14 protein-coding genes and 3 pseudogenes are annotated in these 19887 nt (G+C 60.6%); 9 read left to right on the top strand and 8 right to left on the bottom strand.

Annotation, left to right across the window (positions count from 1 at the left end; translation table 11 throughout):
- Positions 1-153: 153 nt before the first annotated feature.
- The 4 genes from DESPR_RS06110 to DESPR_RS18385 all read right to left on the bottom strand — a co-directional run bounded on the left by DESPR_RS06110 (position 154) and on the right by DESPR_RS18385 (position 3802).
- Positions 154-489, bottom strand: coding sequence for a copper-binding protein (locus DESPR_RS06110; protein ID WP_015723935.1), 336 nt, complete (start codon positions 487-489; stop codon positions 154-156).
- 82 nt (positions 490-571) lie between these two features.
- Positions 572-1984: a multicopper oxidase family protein gene (locus DESPR_RS06105; RefSeq protein ID WP_015723934.1), complete on the bottom strand. Its 1413-nt coding sequence runs from the start codon at positions 1982-1984 to the stop codon at positions 572-574.
- 34 nt (positions 1985-2018) lie between these two features.
- The gene (locus DESPR_RS06100) at positions 2019-3452 is read right to left on the bottom strand and encodes a TolC family protein (protein WP_015723933.1); all 1434 of its coding nucleotides are present in this window, start codon (positions 3450-3452) and stop codon (positions 2019-2021) included.
- Positions 3449-3802 (bottom strand): hypothetical protein, encoded by a 354-nt coding sequence (locus tag DESPR_RS18385; RefSeq protein WP_169701539.1) that lies wholly within the window; start codon positions 3800-3802, stop codon positions 3449-3451. Before DESPR_RS18385 ends, DESPR_RS06100 begins: the two co-directional genes overlap by 4 nt.
- 580 nt (positions 3803-4382) lie before the next feature.
- Between DESPR_RS18385 and DESPR_RS06095 the strand changes: the two genes are divergently transcribed.
- The 7 genes from DESPR_RS06095 to DESPR_RS06065 all read left to right on the top strand — a co-directional run bounded on the left by DESPR_RS06095 (position 4383) and on the right by DESPR_RS06065 (position 14635).
- Entirely contained in the window at positions 4383-6188 is a 1806-nt protein-coding gene (locus DESPR_RS06095) for a bifunctional diguanylate cyclase/phosphodiesterase (RefSeq protein WP_015723932.1), read from the top strand.
- Complete coding sequence (locus tag DESPR_RS06090; RefSeq protein ID WP_015723931.1) at positions 6185-8107, top strand: methyl-accepting chemotaxis protein; 1923 nt, start codon at positions 6185-6187, stop codon at positions 8105-8107. The genes DESPR_RS06095 and DESPR_RS06090 overlap by 4 nt, the downstream gene beginning before the upstream one ends.
- A gap of 94 nt (positions 8108-8201) precedes the next feature.
- On the top strand, positions 8202-10559 hold the full coding sequence (locus DESPR_RS06085; RefSeq protein ID WP_015723930.1) for a hypothetical protein: 2358 nt from the start codon (positions 8202-8204) through the stop codon (positions 10557-10559).
- An 11-nt stretch (positions 10560-10570) separates the two neighbouring features.
- Positions 10571-11572 (top strand): phosphatidylserine decarboxylase, encoded by a 1002-nt coding sequence (locus DESPR_RS06080; protein WP_015723929.1) that lies wholly within the window; start codon positions 10571-10573, stop codon positions 11570-11572.
- Positions 11573-11605: 33 nt separating this feature from the next.
- Entirely contained in the window at positions 11606-12658 is a 1053-nt protein-coding gene (locus tag DESPR_RS06075; protein ID WP_015723928.1) for a prolipoprotein diacylglyceryl transferase family protein, read from the top strand.
- A 173-nt stretch (positions 12659-12831) separates the two neighbouring features.
- Positions 12832-13644, top strand: a complete 813-nt coding sequence (locus tag DESPR_RS06070; RefSeq protein WP_015723927.1) for a UDP-2,3-diacylglucosamine diphosphatase — start codon at positions 12832-12834, stop codon at positions 13642-13644.
- Positions 13601-14635, top strand: coding sequence for a glycosyltransferase family 4 protein (locus DESPR_RS06065; RefSeq protein WP_015723926.1), 1035 nt, complete (start codon positions 13601-13603; stop codon positions 14633-14635). The genes DESPR_RS06070 and DESPR_RS06065 overlap by 44 nt, the downstream gene beginning before the upstream one ends.
- Here DESPR_RS06065 and DESPR_RS06060 read toward each other — a convergent pair.
- The 3 genes and pseudogenes from DESPR_RS06060 to DESPR_RS17805 all read right to left on the bottom strand — a co-directional run.
- Positions 14625-15317, bottom strand: coding sequence for a hypothetical protein (locus tag DESPR_RS06060; RefSeq protein ID WP_015723925.1), 693 nt, complete (start codon positions 15315-15317; stop codon positions 14625-14627). The genes DESPR_RS06065 and DESPR_RS06060 overlap by 11 nt on opposite strands.
- Positions 15314-15538, bottom strand: a pseudogene (locus DESPR_RS19210) (hypothetical protein); the annotation flags it as partial. The pseudogene DESPR_RS19210 and the gene DESPR_RS06060, both read right to left, overlap by 4 nt.
- A gap of 119 nt (positions 15539-15657) precedes the next feature.
- A pseudogene (locus DESPR_RS17805) lies at positions 15658-16302 on the bottom strand (DUF1045 domain-containing protein); the annotation flags it as partial.
- A 421-nt stretch (positions 16303-16723) separates the two neighbouring features.
- On the opposite strand from DESPR_RS17805, the gene DESPR_RS06040 reads away from it, so the two are divergent.
- Together DESPR_RS06040 and olsF are read left to right on the top strand one after the other, a co-directional pair.
- Positions 16724-17485, top strand: a complete 762-nt coding sequence (locus DESPR_RS06040; protein WP_015723924.1) for a hypothetical protein — start codon at positions 16724-16726, stop codon at positions 17483-17485.
- Positions 17486-17534: 49 nt separating this feature from the next.
- A complete protein-coding gene (gene olsF / locus DESPR_RS06035) occupies positions 17535-19298 on the top strand; it encodes a bifunctional ornithine lipid synthase OlsF (protein ID WP_015723923.1) in 1764 nt (587 codons plus the stop codon).
- Between the two features lie 177 nt (positions 19299-19475).
- On the opposite strand, the pseudogene DESPR_RS19195 reads toward olsF, so the two are convergent.
- Positions 19476-19643: pseudogene (locus DESPR_RS19195) on the bottom strand (low molecular weight phosphatase family protein); the annotation flags it as partial.
- Positions 19644-19887 lie beyond the last annotated feature (244 nt).

The following is a 19887-nucleotide window of genomic DNA, read 5'->3' as shown; positions in this document are numbered from 1 at the left end:
AAGGATCTTGTCAACAGTCCTGGAAATCTATCCCAGCCTGGCGGAATGTGAACCGGCAAACTGCCGTCCCAAAAGGCATGCAGGCTGACTATCAACGCGATTTCGCAAGACTGAGGTATCCGCCCGAAAAGAGAAGCGCCTGCATGGCTCACCTCATTTGATCTCGGTTATCGTCAGCACACCATTCCTGTCAACCGCGTGAAAGAGGATCGTGTCACCGACCTGAAGAGCATTCAACATGCTTTTCTCCTTCACCCTGAACACCATGGTCATCGGGGGCATGTTCAGGTTGGCGATTCTTTCGTGTTTGAGGGTCAACTTCCCTGCTTCTTTGTCGATCTTGCGCACTTGCCCGGAGGTCAGGCCTTCTGTTTGGCCTGTTTTATTGTACTCTTGATTATTCGCGGCACTGTGCGCCACTCCCTCAACCAGCACACCACCTCCTCCAGCAAGCACAGCAACCATCAGGGAAAAGATATGTTTCTTCATGCGTGGCCTCCTTTGCAAAGAACAATTCGCTTGACTTCGTTAGCACGGGATAACATCTTGAAAATACGTCCTCCTCGATGACTCAATGATCCATATGTCGCATCGGCTTGCGGATGCGCACCTCGACAGGCTCGGCAGGTTTCGACGTGCGAGGCATGGACTGTCGCCCCGCAGACCGGGAGCGGGTTGGTTCTTTAATTTTTTTCTTATACTGAAAGGCTCTTGTTCCCTTGGGATGCTTGAACCATCCGGGATTCGAGTAATCGTTTGGCTTCTGGCCAGACCGCACCTTGACGACACTGAACATCCCGCCCATCTCGACAGAGCCGAACGGCCCTTCCCCTGTCATCATCGGCACGGTGTTATCAGGAAGGGGCATCTCCATTTCTGTCATATCGGCCATGCCTCGTTCCCCCATCACCATGTAATCAGGGATGAGCTGGGAGATTTTCTTGCTCAGCCCCCGATGATCGACACCAATCATTGTCGGCACGTCATGCCCCATGGCATTCATCGTGTGATGGCTTTTATGGCAGTGAAAGGCCCAATCACCCTCTTCATCGGCGATAAATTCGATTTGCCGCATCTGGCCGACGGCAATATCCGTGGTGACTTCGGGCCAGCGTGCCGACAATGGCACTGGTCCGCCATCGGTGCCGGTCACTTGAAATTCATGGCCATGCAGATGAATCGGATGGTTGGTCATGGTCAGGTTGCCGATACGCACCCGCACCCTATCGTTCAGCCGAACATTGAGCGAGTCAATACCTGGGAAAATGCGACTGTTCCAACTCCAGAGGTTGAAATCGAGCATGGTCATGATCTTGGGGGTGTAGCTGCCCGGTTCGATGTCGTAGGCGTTGAGCAGAAAAATGAAATCCCTATCGACCTCGCCAATGAGTGGATGCTTTTCCTTGGGATGCGTCACCCAAGACCCCATCATGCCCATGGCCATCTGCGTCATTTCATCGGCATGGGGATGATACATGAAGGTTCCGGGACGACGTGCGACAAACTCATAGACATAGGTCTGGCCGGGTTTGATCGCCGGCTGGGTCAGGCCGGATACGCCATCCATCCCATTGGGAAGACGCTGGCCATGCCAATGAATGGAAGTGTGTTCTGGCAGCCGGTTGGTGACAAAGATGCGGACGCGGTCTCCTTCGACGACCTCGATGGTCGGACCTGGACTCTGGCCGTTATACCCCCAAAGATGGGCCTTGAATCCCGGAGCCATCTCCCGCACCACCGGTTCAGCCACCAGGTGAAACTCCTTGACTCCGTTGTTCATGCGCCACGGCAGGGTCCAGCCATTCAGCGTTACCACCGGATTGTAAGGCCGCCCGGTATCGGGAAACAGCGGTGGCATGGTTTCGGTTTGTTGCTGGACCACGGGCTCCGGCAGGGCGGCCAAGGCCGCGCGGTTGACCATCGCTACGGCCACCGCCCCGCCGGCGAGACCGGCTGCTTTCAAAAAGGTTCTTCTTGTTGTCATCGATCTTCCTTTAACTCTCTGTCTTTCCCTGCGCTCAATGCGGCTGCTCGGCCCGTTGACGGATTTTTCCCGTTTCTTTTCCAGCCTGCACCATGGAAGGGGTGCCTATGATGACTGCCTGCAAGGCAGCGTTGGTCAACCAAAAATCCTGCTGCGTATTGATGGCGGCACTGACTGTGTCGATCTGATCCCGCGTGTCGGCCAGCAACTCGAACACTCCTATCAGCATGCCGTTATAACGGAGCAGATTCTCTTCGGAGATCACCTTGCGCAACGGCAGGACCTCGTCGCGATAATGTCTGGCTACATCGTAGGCCGTGCGGTAAGCGGCATAGGTTTCCCGCAGTTGGGAGCCGGCAGCGCGCACGGTCGCCTCCAACTGGTTGGCCGCGGCCAAGGTCTGAGCATCCATGGCATCACGTTGCATATCTCCCCAGTCAAACACAGGCAAACGCACCGTTATTTCATACCCCTTCCGATTATCACGGGTGCCGGCCGCATCATCGAAGACGGTATCGTAACGAACCCCAAGCTCGATATCCGTCAGGCTGGTGATCAAGGTCAAATCTTGCTCTTTGGCTGCCGCGGCAAAGGCTGTCTTGGCCAATTGAATATCCAATCGTCCTCTCTGTGCGGCCTTGCCAACCTCTTCCGGCCCCCTTGGAGCTTCGGGCAAATCAGGCAGCCTTTCCGGCAGCTTGAGTTTTTTTTCCTGGTCGTCCGAAAGCCCGAGAACACGAACCAGCCCTTCCCGAGTCGCCATGGCATGCTGTTGCGCCAAAGCCCATTGGGTTGCCGCATCGGCATAGAAGGCCTGCTGCCGGGCTCGCTGCAACCGGTTGAAGTTCCCAACCCGCTGCATGCGACGGGCGAGTTCGGCACTGATCTCGCCGACCTCATTCACTTGCCGTGCATAATTGAGCTGTTGTTGCGCAGCCACAGCCCTCACCCACGACTGACGGACCTGGGTGACCTTGTCCACCACATCCATGGCGAGTCGCACCTGCGACTGTTCGATACGGCGTTGGGCGCTGGCATAACGGAACGGCAAGGTCAGCACGTCGAGCAGGCCAAATGCCAGCAAACGTTCATATTCAATCTCGTCCGCCAACGTTGTGCGTTCAAAGACCAGAAGGGGGTTGGCCATGCGACCTGATTGCGCCGCACGGGCTGCATCCGACCAATGTTGGGCCAGCATGGCCTGCATGGCAGGGTCGTTGACCAAGGCAAGATGCACAGCTTCTTGCTGGTTCACAGGTTGAGCAAGCAGTGTTTCCGCTGTTTTTGTATTGAAAGCGCGTTGTTCAGCTGTTTGCGCCAAGGCAAGGTTGCCATCGGTAAACTCCGCAGCTGCCTGGTTGGTCCGAGTCAAGGTTTCTTCGAAATTTACCCGCGCGCACCCGGAGAGGCACAACAGGGTCAGCAAAAAAACATAGAAGGATGGTGGGGATAGGCAATAAAGTCTCATGGTTTGCCTCCATGTCCGGAAGGGTGGTGAGCGTCTTCGGCCGGAGGTATTTGATCTTGTTGAGATTGGGATGCTTCTTCAAGGTAAGACCGCCAGCCACCAATGTGTCCAACGGTTTCGTTGGCTTCCAGCCAGGAAGCGACCTCTTGATCCTGGTAGCCATGATAGTTCTCAAAAACAGAGGCATAGGAAAGGGCTGGCGGCACAAATGGGGTTGCTCGTATGGCCACCGAGGTTTCTGAGCCGGATTGAGACCAACTGGATGAACTGAACAACGAGAATGGTGCGCACAGGAGGAAGAGAAAAAATACGACCGCCTGCAAAAAACTCCGTGCCAGGGCTTCGTTCATGACAATCTCCCGTGGTGAAGATTTACGTTGTCTCCCTCTGCTGCGTATAGAACTTACCAGCGTGCACACTCAATGAAAAGAGATGTAGAGCTGACAGGCCCGATTTTGCATCGCCAGCCAATATCAAATTACAGATAAACCGAACGGGAGCACAAACCGGCCAGAAGACCGGGTATAGAAAAAAACGAATTCAATATAAAATTAGTTATCATCTGAATATAAAAGATAAAAATATTTCCATCCGGTTTTCACCCAGACCAACATCTTGAAAAAACAAAGATATTAGCCCTTTTCCTCCCCTCCTGGATTGGAAAGTTCCTGGTTGCCTCCGGAAAGGTGGTCGGCGTCACTGTCATGACGCTGCGGCTGGTACCGGCGACATTCGCTCAGCCGTACTCATGAATGCTTGCGGAAACCCAACCTGAAATACTCCCTCGATGGCTGGATGGGAGTAAACCAACCTCCAACCAAAAGTTAATCCAAGCGTAACACAAGGTCGGTAGAAACACTCATTGCACAGGCCAATGCCTGAAAATGCTTACGCGGCAAGGCATTCAAGTAAATAGTTACCCTCAGGACCATGGACCAGAAAACAGAAACCCTCCTGGAGACGGTGATCCGGCAGCAGAAACTCACCGTCCATTTTCAACCGATCATCCACCTGCAAACCCGGCAAATTTATGGCTATGAAGGCCTGGTACGCGGTCCGGTCAACACCGTGCTCTATTCGCCCACCCGTCTATTCGAGGCGGCGACCAAGGCCGATCGGCTGGCTGAACTCGACCTGCTCTGCCGAAGAATGGTCATTCATCGTTTCGCCCAACTCAACCTGCCCGGCCGGCTGTTCATCAACGTCGACCCCTACAGCCTGACGCATGAGCATTTTCGCGAAGGTCTGACCTTGGAATTGGTCGAGCAGGCCCGGCTCAACCCTTCCCAGCTGATTATCGAACTGACCGAAACCCATCCGGTCGAGGATATCCGGCTGATGCAGCAGGCGATGATCCATTACCAGGAGATGGGGTTTAGGGTGGCCCTCGACGATCTGGGCGCCGGGTATTCGGGGCTCAAGCTCTGGTCCGAGATCCGGCCGGATATCGTCAAGATCGACCGTCATTTCATTCAGGGGGTCGATCAGGACCGCACCAAACAGCAGTTTGTGTCCACCATTCTGAAAACGGCCACCGCCCTGGGATGCAGGGTAATCACCGAAGGCGTGGAGACCGAGGGGGAGTATGCCACCCTGCGCAAGATCGGGGTGGAAATGCTCCAGGGCTACTACTTTGGCCGGCCGGTGCCGATACCGCCGGTGACCATTGCCTCCAGGTTGTTCAGGAAGGAACTCCGCCAGGCCGAGGAGGAATCTCCAGCCATGGAGATGCTGGTGCGGCCGGCCGTTTCCGTCCAGGCGACGGCCAAGGTTTTGGAGGTGGGGGCGCTGTTCACCTCGACACCCGATCTGGAATCGATCGTCGTTGTCCATGAAAACGAGGTGTTGGGTCTGGTCCTGCGCCGTGAGTTCATGAACCTCTATGCCAGTCTCTACGGCAAGGAACTCTATGGCAAGCAGCCGATCCTCCGTTTCATCAACCGCAACGTCATGCAGGTGGACAAGCGCATGTCATTGGAGGAGGCCAGCTACCGCTTGACCACTTCCTTGAACATCCACACCGATGAGTTCATCATCCTCGATGACGGCCAACTGGCCGGTACGGGGCGGTTGATCGATCTCCTCCATGAAATCACCAAATTGCAGGTCAGCCGCGCCCGGCATGCCAACCCGTTGACCATGCTGCCGGGCAACGTGCCGATCCAGCAACAGCTGCAGAAATTGTTCCGCGCCGATGTTCCGTTCACCGTCTGCTATTTCGACCTCGACAACTTCAAACCATTCAACGACTTTTTCGGCTTCAGCCGGGGCGACAAGGTGCTGCGCTTCCTGGCGGAACTGCTCACCGCCAATATCGACGACCAGACCGATTTCATCGGCCACATCGGTGGTGACGATTTTGTGGTCATCTTTCGCAGTGGTGGCTGGCAACAGATTGTCGAGCGCATCCTCCGCCAATTCGATGAAAGCATCGGTGGTCTGTACAACGGCCACATCGGCAGTGTCATCGTCGCGCTGGATCGGGAAGGGCGGGAACAGCGCTATGGCACCATGACCCTTTCGGTGGGCGCGGTGGTGGTGTGTCCTTCGTTGCACCGCTGCCCCATCGATATTTCGGAAGAGGCGTCGTTCGCCAAACACCGCGCCAAACGGATCGCCGGCAGCAGCCTTTATATCCACGAACTAGCATCCCCAAGCGTTCTACGCGAACCACAGGACAGTGAAACACACCGTGCCTTGCTGTGTCCTCAACCAGAAACAACCTCCCTGTTATGACCAGAAAAACATCGACCGCCGGCACCGGCTGGCTGACCGTGGGATGCAAACTGTTACTGGGTGTCGCCCTGGCCTCCAACTGTTGCATCGGAGCTCTGTTGTTCGTCAATCACCGGGCCACCGCCCGGCTGGAAGGGATGATGGCGGATGTGCTGGCGATCCGGGACCAGGTGGATGCCAATCTGCGCCAGACGATCGTCACCTTGCAAAACGAGTTCATGGGGCTGCCGAAACTGTTCACCACCGACCCGAAGGCCAGCGTTCTTACGCAGGTCGAACGACAATTTCAGATCCAAGAGCGCCAACGCCTCTCCGGTCGGGAAAGCTACGCCGCGCTCTACTCGCGCACCGAGAAGCGCGATCTGGCCAATGGGCTGATGGTGGTCACCGTCGAGAACGATCAACCGGTGCTGAGTTATGGCCTCTTTGATGCCGGAGGCGCTTTTACCGCCGATATCGACAGGCTTCTCCTGGTGAGCAGCCAAGCCGAGACGGACCGGCAACGGCTGCTGGCCACGGTGCAGAGCGAGGCAAGCCGTCCAACGGCGATAGAGGAAGGCATTGGCCGTTTGCGCGGCCTTGCCGCCGATAAAAGCATCGAGGCGGAAAAAAGCCGCACCGAGATTCTGGGCTACATCGATCAGATCGCCCAGCAGGAGCAGCGCATGCAGGAGGCCAGCAGGCAGCAGCGGCGCTTCAGTTTCGGGGTTGGCCTGGCGGCGATTGCAGCTAATGTGCTGGTCCTCTTCTTCCTCACCCGGAGCATCGTTGAACGGCCGCTGCATCACCTGACGCGGGCGGTGGAAGCGTTGAGCGCCGGCCAGTTCCCCGAGATACCCTGGTCTCGGCGACGCGATCAGATCGGGGTGCTGGCCCGGGCCATCGGCTCTTTCCGGGAAGCCCTGCTGTCCCTGCAACAGCTCGAGGCAAGCAAGGCCAAAGACCGGCGGCGGATTGAAACCCTGGTCGGGACAATGACCGAGGCCATCCACCGCCTCAATGAGCGGGCCGGGCAGATGGCCACCATGTCCCATACCCTGCAGGGAGTGGCCGAGGCAACCAAACAGGCCGCGGAGAATGTGGCGGTGCTGGCCGGCGATACTGCCAAGCGGACCGACCAGGTGAGCGCGGCATCCCAGCAGATCAGCACGGTGGTGGATGGCATCCACCAGCAGTTGGCGGTCCAAAACCGGGAGGAGAGGGCCATGCGGGCGGAAATCGACCAGGCCCGCCACATGCTTGAAGGTCTGAGCCGGTCGGTGGCTGAAATTGACGGCATCGTGGCCACGGTGCAGGCCATCACCGTGCAGACCCGCATCCTGGCGATCAATGCCACCATTGAAGCGGCCAAGGCCGGCGAGCATGGGCGCGGATTTGCCGTGGTCGCCGAAGAGGTCAAGAAACTCTCCCAGAATACGGCCCATGCCACCCAGGACGTCCTGACCAAGATTGAGGCCATCAATGCGATCTGCACCTCGTTCATCACCTCGATCGACACCCTGGAACACGGGGCGGAGCAACTGCACCAGGTAACCGCTGCCATTGGCTCGGCCGTGGACGGGCAGCGCGAACTGACCGGAGGCATCGTTGCCCTGAGCGCCGCCACCGAAGAGAATACCAGGGAGGTGTCGACCCGCATCACCGAGGTGCATGCGGCGGCGGCTGGGGTACTGCAGTTTTCTGCCGATGCCCGCCGATACGCCGAAGAGATTGCCCTGCAGCTCGGCGACCTCCTCGACGGCAACGTCAGGGAATTGGAGGCGATGCGCCTGGAGAGTACAGAGGATGGATTCCTGCCCGAGGCCGCGATCATGACGGATTCTGCACCTGCGGTGACCGGTGAGCTTGAGACCGGCAGGAAGGGTGAACGCGAGCAGGTGACGCCAGTCCGGCTGCTGTCCGACATGATCGCTTCCTGACGCAAACCTGACAGGATCAAAGCCGGAAGCAAACACGCCCCCGCTATGCTGCTGGCCAGCGAACGATACCGATCCCTGCAACCGACAACGAGCGATGACCGTATCCCTGCCGACCCCGATCTCCGGAGACCAGAACGAGTTGCTGCACCGAACCGAGCCGTTCCGGCTGCACCTGCAGCGGGAAGCCAACCCGCAACCGTTCACCGGTGGTGATGTCACCGTGGGGGTGGAAAACGAGTTTCAGGTGGCCGTTGCAGGCCGATCCACCGAGGTCGATCTCCCCCTGACCATCCTCGGCTCGCGCTACTACAACAACCTGACCCTGCGGGCCCGGCGCGGCGACCTCAGTCCCCATCTGCTGGCCGATCTCGATGCCTTTCTCGGGGCGCAGCAGACCCAGATCTGGGAGAACTCCTGGGTCAGATTCCCCCGCCGCCTGCTCTCCACCCATGCCGCCTCCATCCTGCACCACGATCTGCTGGCCGACAAGGCCAATCCAGCGGGTCCTCGACGCCAGGATATCGATTCCTTTCTCTTTTCCCGCGAGGGAGAGCCCTGGCTACGGGTGCCGGTCAGCTATCTGCTCAAACTGGCGCTGGCCGATGCCCTCGGGCAGGCCGACCCTGCCGAGCCGCTGCTCCTCCAGACCGGGGAGCGGCTGATGGCTCACCTGATCAGCGACAACTGTTCGCCCGAAGTGACCAGCTTTTCCTTGGCCAGCGGCGATGCGGCCACCCTCCCCGGCCGCAGCACCGCCCGGGAAACCAGCCGCCGGTTCCTGATCCTGCAACTGCTCATCCAGTATGCCAACCAGGCGTTCCGCCTGGAGCACCACGGCCAGCAGTGCCGCCTGTATCTGGCGCCCAACCCGCCGGCCCGCCAGAAGGCCCTCAACGAGCTCATCTCCGATCAGTTCTACCGCGAGCTGTTTGTCAACCCCTGCCTGTCCGGCTGGCCGCGCGGCGAGAAGAAGAAGGCGTATATGGGGCTCTGCCACCGCACCCTGTCCCGCAGTCAGCTCAACACCATCGCCAAACTCAAGGAGGCCGGGATCATCGTCAACAATCTGGTGGTGCTCCCCAACACCAGTTCCACTTCCCTGGCCAACAACGGCACCCACATCACCCTGGGCAGTCGCCTGCTCAGCGGGTGGTACCAGCGCCCGGAAGGCGCGATCTGCGAAAAGTACTTCGGCGATCTGGTGATCAAGATCGTCGAGCACTTCCTGCCGCTCTTTGTCACCACCTGCTCGGCCGCGCCCCATCGCCTGAGCTTCAGCGACTTCCATCCGGAAAAGGTGATGGGCTATTTGCCCCATGAACTGGACTACACCCACCTGCGCATGCTGTGGCGCCGATGGAAGAAGAAGGCGGCGCTGCGGTTCTGCGGTCACAGCTTCACCCCGGTGGGCCCCCAGTGGTTCGACCGGTTGACCAGCACCCTGCTACGGCTGCGCGGTGACTTCCTGCCCGACGTCCGGCTGATCGATTACCTGGTAGCCCTGCAGAGCGTCGAGCAGAGCCCGGCCCTGGACGGGGTCATGGGGAACCAAGAGCGGCTGAAACAGGATCTGACCGAGATGGGGGTCTATGACAGCCGCATGGCGATCTACCTGCCCTACCGGATGCGGACCCTGGCCGCCTTTGGTTTCTCCGGATTCGAGGGCCGGCACTATTCGCTCTTTCCCGACCTCGGCCCGACCTTTGCCCTGGCCGTCGACCTGCAGACCCTGGTCACCCGCCTGGCCTATCGCTGGGTGCTTGCGGGCACTGTCCGCCACGCCGATATCCCCGACGACCCCTGCACCGAGAGCGAGCGGCGGCAGATCTTTTTTGCCACCGCCATCGGTGTACCCACGGTGTTTATCCGGGCGGACAGCCGCAACACCCTGCTGCGCCGAATCCTCGCCCTGGCGGACCGGCAGCGGCCCAGTCGCCGCTACCGGGGATACCTGCGCATCGAAGTGGCCGCCTATCACCGGGCCTGTCTGGCGCTGCTCCGGCAGCAATGCGCCATGGACGGCCAGGAGGCGGTGTCGCTCCTCGACCGTGTCGACGCCATGCTGGAGGGCACCGAACCCACGGCAGCGGCCCGGCTGACCGGCGACATCCTCACCACCCTGGGGCGGGAGACCGATCCCATGCGGGTGGGCACCCAAGCCTTCAACCAGGCCGCCGAGAACTATTACCGCACCGATCTGTGCCAGCGGCACCTGCACGACGGCTTGGAAACCCTGATGACGGATGGCGTTCGCTTGGAGGGGTGCACCGATCAGGCCGTTGGCGCCCTCAAGGAGCGGTTGCTCGGCAGCGTGCCTGCCCCGCTGTTCATCCGCGAAGCCGGCCATCGGGTGGTGAACGGCTCTGCCTCGGCCCGGGAGATCCATCTGCTCATATTGCTCGCCCTGCTGATTGTCCATCTCGAACAGCAGCACGGCCCTGTCACCGCATAGGGAGAAGATCCATGCAGCATCAGTACATCGTCCGCGAAACAGGGGAAATCGTCAGCGAACACCTGTTCGCCGACCGGTTCATCGACCTGCTCTACAACCGGGTGCGTGAGCAGGCACCCAGCCTGTTCCGCGCTCTGACCTCGGAGCGGATGTCCAGTGTGCTCGGGTATCTCCAGTTCGACTGCACCCTGCCGGTGGATAGCCGTCGGGGTCCGGCACTGCTGCAGCGAATGGGGGTGGACTGGCGGGAGTGTGTAGCCCCGGCTGCCAGTTTCACCACCCCCCGGCAGGTGTTTGAACGGCAGATCCGCTACTGGCAGTGCCGTCCCATGGACGAGGCCAACGAGACCATCGTCGCGCCCGCCGACGCCAAGGTGCTGATCGGTTCCCTGGAGGAGACACCGGAGCTGTTCATCAAGGAAAAATTTTTCTCCGCCCCGGAACTGCTGGGCGAGGATTTGCCCTGGCCTCCGTTTTTCGTTGGCGGCGATTTCGCCATCTTCCGTCTGACCCCGGACAAATATCACTACAACCATGTGCCGGTGAGCGGCGAGGTGATCGACTTCTACCAGATCGACGGCCAGTACCACTCCTGCAACCCGCGGGCGCAGATTGCCCTGGCCTCCCTGCATGCCAAGAACCGGCGGGTGGTGACCATCATCGACACCGACGTACAGGGGGGCACCCAGGTTGGTCTGGTGGCGATGATCGAGGTGGTGGCCCTGATGATCGGGGACATCGTCCAGTGCTACTCGACCCACGCCTACGACGCGCCGCAGCCGATCGCCAAGGGCATGCGGTTGGAGAAGGGTTGCCCGAAAAGCTTGTACCGGCCGGGCAGTTCCACCGACATCCTCCTCTTTCAACGGGAGGTGGTCACCTTCAGCGACGATCTGGTGTGCAACCGGCGGCGCGCCGATGTCCTGAGTCGATTCTCGCTGGGCCTGGGACGGCCGGTGGTGGAAACCGATGTCCGGGTACGTTCAACCATTGCCGGCAAACGGCGGTTGTGAAACCGACTTGATCACATCATCCTCTTGATCATTATGACCGAAGCGCTCTTTCTCTGCACCACCGCGGCCCTGTTCGCCGTGGCCATCACGCTTGGCTGGCGGTATCTCCCCTCCGATCGTTTTCAGGTGCTGGCCGCCGTGCCGGTCCGCCGAGGTGAAGGCAGCCTTTGGCAGGGCATCAACTTCACCTGGTACGGGCTGATTCTGGCCAGTGCCGCCATCGTCGGCCTGGTCTTTGTGCTCGTCCTTGGGCAGGCGGCCCACATGGCCATGGTGCCGCTGCTGGCACTCTTGACGCTGATCGTCGGGCTCTGTGTCCCGGCAAGCCGGCGGATTGCCCGCCTGGTGGAAAAGAAAGGGTACACCTTCACCATCGGAGGGGCCTTTTTCTGTGGGCTGGTGAGTGCCCCCGTGCTCATCCTGGCGATCAATCTCGGCTGCTGGCTGACGGCAACGCCCCGGCTGAGCGGGCAGATCGTGCTGGCCGCCCTGGCCATCGGCTACATCATCGGCGAGGGGCTTGGCCGCCTGGCCTGTCTCAGTTTTGGCTGCTGCTACGGCAAACCGCTGGATCAGTGCGGTCCTCTGGCCCGCAGACTGCTCGACCGGATGGCGGTGGTCTTCACCGCCCCCACCAAGAAGGCCGTCTACGAGGGCGGGCTGGCCGGGGTCAAACTGGTGCCGGTGCAGGGGCTGACCTGCCTGCTCTATACGGTCACCGGCCTGGTCGCCTGCCATTGGTTCCTGCAGGGCAGGTACCGGAGCGCCTTTCTGCTGAGCCTCATGGTTTCCCAAATCTGGCGCGTGCTCTCCGAGATGCTGCGCGCCGATTTTCGCGGATTCTCGGCCATCACCGCCTATCAGAAGATGGCCGTGGCGGCCATGGTCTTTGGCGCCCTGCTCTGTGTGCTCCTGCCCCAGCCCAGTCTGCCCCGACCCGACATGGCCGCTGGCCTGCGGGTGCTGCTCGACCCGCTGCTCATCCTTGGCCTCAAGGCCCTCTGGCTCATCCTGTTCCTCCATTTTGGCCGCAGCATGGTCACCGGCGCCATCCTCTCCTTCCAGGTCCATCAGCATCGTATTTAGCCACCGCGGCTCGGCTCATCAAACCGCAACAAACCTTCAATCGGAAAAAAACAGCTCCCTGATCAAAGGGTAACGCTGCCCGGTTAGGGTGCAAACAAGGCGGGCGATCGACGTGCAGGGCCGGCACCAACTGCCCCGGACCCGCATCGGCACAACCCAAAGGAGGGCGCACCATGCCGCAGCACCATTTCCGATCCATCTGGATCTCCGATCTCCACCTGGGCACGAGGTGCCTGAAAAACGAACAGGTGCTCGATTTCCTGCTCCACACCGACTCCGATTTTCTTTACCTGGTCGGCGATATTTTTGACCTGGTCCAGGCGAACAAGGCCTGGCACTGGCCGGCGGTCAATGACCGCATCGTCCAGACCGTGCTGGCTAAGGCGGCAGGCGGCACCCAGGTCATCTACCTGCCCGGCAACCACGATCACCTGCTGCGCGCCTTCGACGGCCTCACCATCAGCAACATCCGCATCCAGAACACGGCCATCCACCAGACCGTGGACGGGCGCCGCTATCTGGTGCTGCACGGCGATACCTTTGACCCGGTGATCCGCCACTGTCCCTGGCTGGCCACGACGGGCTCGGTGATCTACGCCCTGCTGCTGCGCTGCAACCGCTGGTGCACGATCCGACTCCCTGCAAAAAAGCGCGGACCCCGCACCCTCTCTGCCTGGCTGAAACACCAGACCAAAAGGGCGGTCAATTGCATCGGCCAATTCGATGCCCTGGTGGCCAGGGAGGCGGCGGCCCACCGGGTGGATGGCCTGATCTGCGGCCATATCCATCGGGCCGGGATTCGTGAAATCGGCACAACGCTCTACACCAACACCGGCGACTGGGTGGAAAGCTGCACAGCCTTGGCCGAAAATTCCTGTGGCCAACTGGGAATCATCGAATGGCCCACCCATCAACCCCTGCGCGAGGCGGTTTCCGTTCAACATGAAAATCTGTATCGCCACCGATGCCTGGCATCCCCAAATTAACGGCGTCGTCACCACGCTCACGCGGACCGCGGAAACGCTGCGCGGCTGGGGGCACGACCTCCTCACCCTCACCCCGGACCGGTTTAAAACAGTGGCCTGCCCCACCTATCCGGAAATCAGGCTGTCGCTGACCAGTCCGGCCGCCATCCGCCGCCTGCTGGCCGAATGGCAACCCGATGCCGTGCATATCGCCACCGAGGGACCGCTCGGATGGGCAACCCGATCCGCCTGCCGCCGGATTGGCCTTGCCTTCACCACCTCGTATCACACCCGCTTCCCCGAATACCTGCGGATGCGCGTGCCAATGCCGCTTGCCTTCAGTTATGCCCTGCTCAAACACTTTCATGGCGCCGCCTGCCGCACCATGGCCGCGCCAACCATCATCGACGAACTGAGGGATCGGGGCTTTGCCCCTCTGGTCCCCTGGTCACGCGGCGTCGACACCGCCCTGTTCCGACCGCGTCCCGGCCTGCCCGTTGATTGTCAACGGCCTCTTTTTATCTATGTTGGCCGGGTGGCCCCGGAAAAAAATCTGCCCGCCTTCCTGGATCTGGATCTGCCGGGAGAAAAGTGGGTGATCGGCGATGGGCCGGAGTATTCGCGTCTGCGCCGGGCCTATCCGCTGGTCCGGTTCACCGGTGCCCAGCACGGCGAACAGTTGGCGCGGCTGATGGCGGCGGCGGATGTGTTTGTCTTCCCCAGCCTGACCGACACTTTTGGTCTCGTCCTGCTGGAGGCCAATGCCTGTGGCGTGCCGGTGGCCGCCTACCCGGTGACCGGCCCCCGCCACCTGATCCGCGAAGGGATCAACGGCTGCCTCGATGCCGATCTGGGCCGAGCGGCCCTGAGAGCGCTCACCCTTTCCCGCACTGCCTGCAGGGAGATGGCCGCGCGGTACTCGTGGGAGGCCTGCACCCGCCAGTTCCTGGGCAATCTGGCGATCAATCACGCCATTGCCCCATGTTCCCAGGCCTGTGCCGTCAGGGGGTAATCAGGCAGATCCGGGTTTCGGCCGTGCCGGGAGGTTCGTGGGTTCCCCGATATTGCAGGAACATGTTGTCGCCGTCACGGAACCAGTACTCGGCCTGCCAGAAAGCGCTGAGCAACCCCTCGGGACGAATGACCACCTTGCTGGCCCTCCGGGTGCCGCCGCTGTCGATGGCCACCGGTTCGCTGCCCGCCGTCTCCGCCTGCATGGCAAGCACGTCCAGGGTATCGGGGCGGATGGTCCAAAAACGAGCGACCTGCGGCTCTTCGCCAACCAACCGCTGCAGGCTGAAGGAGAGGGGTTGCATCCATGGGCGTCCATCGATGGTCTGGATCCGGTCAATCGTTTCACCGGCAAAGCGGCCGGTGAAGCGCAGTCGGTTGCCGTCGCGTTCCACCCGGACATCGGTGGCCGGCGGCTTGACATAGTGCCAGCTCTGGGTCGCTCCTCCGGCAGTGTTGCGGCTGCTATACATCTCGTCACCCTGCTGCTGCATCACGGTGATGCCATCAACGTCCCTGTTTATCTGCCACGTGAAGATGAACTGATCGTCTCCGGTTTGCTCACGGTAACGCAGTACCGGCGACTGGGAACCGGCGGCAGCCATGAGTAGCAGGGCCAGGCAGAGGGGAACCAGGGTCCGGAGAGGGGAGCGATTGGACAGAAGGTACTGTTTGAGGCTCATAGCAGTTCACTGGCAAGCATGGCGAGTTCGGAACGCTCGCCTTTTTCAAGGTTGACATGGGCATAGAGCGGCTGCCCCTGCATCTTTTCGATCAGGTGGCTGAGCCCGTTGGACTGGCTGTCGCCGGGCAGGTAGCCGATCTCCTTGTTGGACAGGGGAACGATTGGCCGGGCGAGCATGATCTGACGATACGGGGTCCGCTGCTCCAGGACCACGACCAGGATTGGTATCGAGAATGAAGGTCTTGGTCGAGGAACTGCGGGTCATGGCTGATGCGATCCCCAGGTTCGGATGAGGGCAGAGTCAAGGGAAACCGGTGGACGCCGCTGAGCGGCTGACCGTGCTCCGGTTCGACAAAAAGGTACAGGCTGTCCAGCACGACAGGTTGGGCCAGCGCCGGACCAAAGAAGGTCTGCAGGGCACTGTGCACCAGCTCCTTCTGACGGCCTTCGGCCATCCGGCCGGTCAAGGGAAAGGCGAAACGGTATTGCTCAAAAACGTACGGGTTCCCCCACATCTCCAAGTTCCTTTTTTCCTGGCCGCTGAGCGGTTGCGCCTTGTGTTTGGCCAGTTCGCTCGGATTGAGTGGGGCACGCAGCCGATCGAAGGCACGGGTACAGCGGGCGGCCAGGGCCTGGAGGGCGGGAAAATGCCGACAGGGACAGAGGCTGAACGCACGGTTAACGTGGCAGAGGGCAAGGGGCGGTAAAGCGAACGGCGACTGCCGGCTGGAAAAATCCACCAAAGCTGCCTTCAGATCTGCCTCGGTCAGAGGTGGTTTAAGCCGAAACAGCGGGACAAGAGGAGCCTGCAGGCCGTGGCGGGCAGGTATCCGGGTCAGTTCCCGCAGGGTTTCGGCGTCCAGGCCAAGGACCTTGGGTGGTGCGAAATTCTGGCCGCTGAGGGCATCCCGTCCCAGCCATTGGGTGCCAATATGCCAAAGCGGGGTGCCGGGAGAGAAGGTGAAGGAAATGGCGAATCGCATGGTTGGGGGTCTGCTGTCAACGCCTGATCGGCGCTCAATCCGTTTTTGTCTTCTGTTCTGCCTCCCACTCTACGAGCCTGTTTTTAAACCAACGTTATGGATTGATTATGTTTTGGTCAGTGCGGCCAACAACGCGGTGCTTGATCGAATCCTAAGTGCCTGCTGATCCTGCCGTAACAACCGCCGTGGAGATGACTTCCATCCAGGCGGCGACGGTCTTGGCGCCCCATCCCGACGGGTGCGGCCAAAGCGGGCGTCGAGCCAAAGAGCGCAGCCGGGAGCCACTCCTCACCAAAGCCTGATGGTACGCTGACCAAAAACCAACAGTGTGGGGGTACAAGACAGGCGTTTCACCCCGGCATGGAGCGCGGTCCGCGCCAGAACATGCCGGTTTGACAGCCCTTTGCCACGAGAGATGATCATGTTCCGAATGATAAACCTGGATGCAACGCACGCTGACGCACTTTTGAAAGAGTTCGATGCCAAGACGACTCTGGACGACCGCTACACAATCGACCTGTTGTGCTGCCAATCGCTTGTCCATGGCGCTGATGGCCGGGCGCCCGCCAGCACCCTGTTGGCAGGCCGACTCGGGTTGACCCGCAGCTGCTTTGCGACAGCACGCTGCCATTCGGAACAGGAAGGTGTCGCCCGAGGCCTGGCCCTGTTGACCGCCAGCGGAATCTGGGTCTTGAACAGCGGCAGCTTTGCCATCGGTACCCGCCAAGAGACGACCACCGTCCAGTTTGCCCTGATTCGCAAACGCAACGCCTCGGTCCTCGTGCTCAATGTCCATCTCGCCTCGGTGGCTTTGATCCGGAACATGCAGCTGGCCGCCCTGTTCACCCACCCCTTGCTTCGGGAGCCGTACGGCGCGGTGGCCCTGTGCGCCGATCGCGCCGCCGCCCTACATGCCAAGGAGTGGCAGGTGTTGACCGCCCCCTCCCGCTACGCCACCCACCATGTCCAGGAGGACGCCCCAGGCGGCATGCTCTGCCTGCTGCACGCCCGGTTCGCGCCGATTGCAAGGGTCAGCGTCGCCGCGTGTCCTTCGGACCTGCCCGGGATCACTCTGGAGTTCGATGTGGAGCCGCTCAGGGCTACAAAGAGCAACCGGCCCGCCTTCCCGTTGTCCTTCCGCGAGCAGTGGCTGGGGTACCGGGAGCATCGGTCCTTCGCCTGAGACAACCGAGACAGGTTTCTCTTCATCACCCCCCTTTTGGAGAACATCCATGTTCACCGTTGATGCCCTGCTCACCCGGTATTCTCCTGGTCTGGCTGCCCGGCCCCTCCTCTCCTCGCCGCTCCGCAGCGTGCTTCGCCGTCTTCTCCACGAGGATCGCTTTGTCCGTTTTGCCGAGCAGTACCCCCATTTGCGCGGCATGGATTTTGTCGAGCAGGTGTTGGAATCCCTGCAGTGCACCTATACGGTTGCCGAACGCGAACGGGAGCATATTCCGGCTAGCGGACGGGTCATGATCATCGCCAATCACCCCATCGGCACCTTGGATGGCCTGGCTCTGCTCAAGTTGGTGCATGACTGCCGTCCCGATGTCCGCATTGTCGCCAACGACCTGTTGGAGGCAATCACGCCGCTTCGTCCCTGCTTGCTGTCGGTCAGGGTGATGACCGGCGTGACCCGCAAGGAGCAGATCGGTCACATTGAGCGTTCCCTGGCCAACGAGGAAGCGGTGATCATCTTTCCGGCCGGAGAGGTGTCGCGCCTGTCCCCCAAGGGCATTCAGGATGGCCCCTGGCGCAAAGGGTTTCTCCGCCTGGCGGCCCGCGCCAAGGCGCCGATCCTGCCCATCCATGTCCGTGCCCGCAACTCGCTCGCCTTTTACTCGGCTTCGATGCTGTTCAAGCCGCTGTCGACCCTGATGTTGATTGGCGAGATGTTCCAGCAGCGCCGTCAACCGCTCAAGCTGACCATCGGCGGTCTGATTCCCCATGCCGCCTACACTAACCTCAAGCTCCGGGACAAGGATAAGGTTGCCCTGTTCCGCAAGCACCTCTACCGCATCGGTGCGGGCAAGAGGCCGATCCTGCCCGCCGAATCGGCCATAGCCCGCCCTGAACGGCGGGTGGTGTTGAAGAAGAACGTTCAGGCCGGTGAACTGCTGGGAACGACGCCGGACGGCAAAAGCATCTATTTGTTCGCCGGTGACGAGCAATCACCGGTGCTGCGGGAGATCGCCCGGCTGCGGGAAATCACCTTCCGCGCGGTCGGTGAGGGGTCGGGCAAGCGGCTGGATATGGACGCATTTGACCGTTATTATCGTCATCTGGTGCTGTGGTCGGAGGAAGACCTGGAAATTGTCGGCGCCTATCGGCTGGCCGATGCCGGGGCGGTGGTCCGGGAGCGAGGCCATGAAGGATTGTACAGCCACAGCCTTTTTCAGTTTGATCGGACCCATTTTCCCTACCTCGACGGCGGCCTGGAACTGGGCCGCAGTTTCGTCCAGCAGCGCTATTGGGGGAAACGCGGCCTCGATTATCTCTGGTACGGCATCGGCGCTTTTCTTCGCAAGAATCCGGGGTACCGGTACCTGTTCGGCCCGGTGAGCATCAGCAACGCCATGCCGCAGACAGCCAGGGAACTGCTGATCTTTTTCTATAAACTCTATTTCAGCGGCAGCGGCAGCCAGGCCTGCTCGCGCCACCCCTTCCGTTTCTCCCTGCCGGTCACCGATCTGGCCCGCTCGTTCCGTGGCGACAACTACCAGCAGGACCTCATCCACCTGAAATCGCTGCTGGCGACCATGGGCACCTCGATCCCCACGCTCTACAAACAGTACACCGAACTCTGCCAGCCCGGCGGGGTGGTCTTTCTTGACTTCAACATCGACCGGGCCTTCGGCGATTGCGTCGATGGCCTGGTGGTGGTGGACACCGCCCAACTCAAGCCGGCCAAGCGTCGACGCTATATCGAGCATTCGGTATTGGCGGCGGGATGCGGAGAAACCCGCTCGTCCTTCGAGAATCTCGGGCAATGACTGGATGAACAGGCGAATTTGATCGCGCACGGTCCGGTAGGCCTGGAGGACGCCCTCTTCCGTTGTTGCCGCTTTCGCCAGTTCGGGAGGATCGGCAAATCCTCGATGGACGATCTTGCCGGGGAAATAGGGACAGGTTTCGCGGGCATGGTCGCAGAGTGTCACCACGTAATCAAAGGTGTGCAAGGGCAACTCCTCGATCAACGTGGACTGCTGGTTGCCGATATCCACCCCGGCCTCCGCCATGACCCGGACGGCATACGGATTGAGCCCATGCTTGACCACCCCGGCGGAATAGGGCGCATAAACAGCAGCGTGCAGGTGCCTGGCCCAGCCTTCGGCCATTTGGCTGCGGCAGGAGTTCCCGGTACAGAGAAAAAGGATGGTGGTCTTGCGGTCATCGCGTCCAGGCATGATTCGGTCTCCCTTCCTGTTCTTTTTTGCACTTCGCGGTTGAAATACCATTGGAAATCATCGAGGTCATGGGATCCGATGTGGCCATGAAGTTGTGCTGGCCTGCACCATCGGCGCCACCAGCATAGCTGGCTTGTATTCGGATTAGAGTAGGTTTTGGTGAGCGATTGGTCAA

This window comes from Desulfobulbus propionicus DSM 2032, assembly GCF_000186885.1.
Classification (GTDB): domain Bacteria; phylum Desulfobacterota; class Desulfobulbia; order Desulfobulbales; family Desulfobulbaceae; genus Desulfobulbus; species Desulfobulbus propionicus.
This window is presented reverse-complemented; position numbering and strand designations above follow the sequence as displayed.

Coding starts and splice junctions, on each gene's coding strand:
- DESPR_RS06110 (WP_015723935.1), bottom strand. CDS start 489: ATGAAGAAACATATCTTTTCCCTGATGGTTGCTGTGCTTGCTGGAGGA.
- DESPR_RS06105 (WP_015723934.1), bottom strand. CDS start 1,984: ATGACAACAAGAAGAACCTTTTTGAAAGCAGCCGGTCTCGCCGGCGGG.
- DESPR_RS06100 (WP_015723933.1), bottom strand. CDS start 3,452: ATGAGACTTTATTGCCTATCCCCACCATCCTTCTATGTTTTTTTGCTG.
- DESPR_RS18385 (WP_169701539.1), bottom strand. CDS start 3,802: ATGAACGAAGCCCTGGCACGGAGTTTTTTGCAGGCGGTCGTATTTTTT.
- DESPR_RS06095 (WP_015723932.1), top strand. CDS start 4,383: ATGGACCAGAAAACAGAAACCCTCCTGGAGACGGTGATCCGGCAGCAG.
- DESPR_RS06090 (WP_015723931.1), top strand. CDS start 6,185: ATGACCAGAAAAACATCGACCGCCGGCACCGGCTGGCTGACCGTGGGA.
- DESPR_RS06085 (WP_015723930.1), top strand. CDS start 8,202: ATGACCGTATCCCTGCCGACCCCGATCTCCGGAGACCAGAACGAGTTG.
- DESPR_RS06080 (WP_015723929.1), top strand. CDS start 10,571: ATGCAGCATCAGTACATCGTCCGCGAAACAGGGGAAATCGTCAGCGAA.
- DESPR_RS06075 (WP_015723928.1), top strand. CDS start 11,606: ATGACCGAAGCGCTCTTTCTCTGCACCACCGCGGCCCTGTTCGCCGTG.
- DESPR_RS06070 (WP_015723927.1), top strand. CDS start 12,832: ATGCCGCAGCACCATTTCCGATCCATCTGGATCTCCGATCTCCACCTG.
- DESPR_RS06065 (WP_015723926.1), top strand. CDS start 13,601: ATGAAAATCTGTATCGCCACCGATGCCTGGCATCCCCAAATTAACGGC.
- DESPR_RS06060 (WP_015723925.1), bottom strand. CDS start 15,317: ATGAGCCTCAAACAGTACCTTCTGTCCAATCGCTCCCCTCTCCGGACC.
- DESPR_RS06040 (WP_015723924.1), top strand. CDS start 16,724: ATGTTCCGAATGATAAACCTGGATGCAACGCACGCTGACGCACTTTTG.
- olsF (WP_015723923.1), top strand. CDS start 17,535: ATGTTCACCGTTGATGCCCTGCTCACCCGGTATTCTCCTGGTCTGGCT.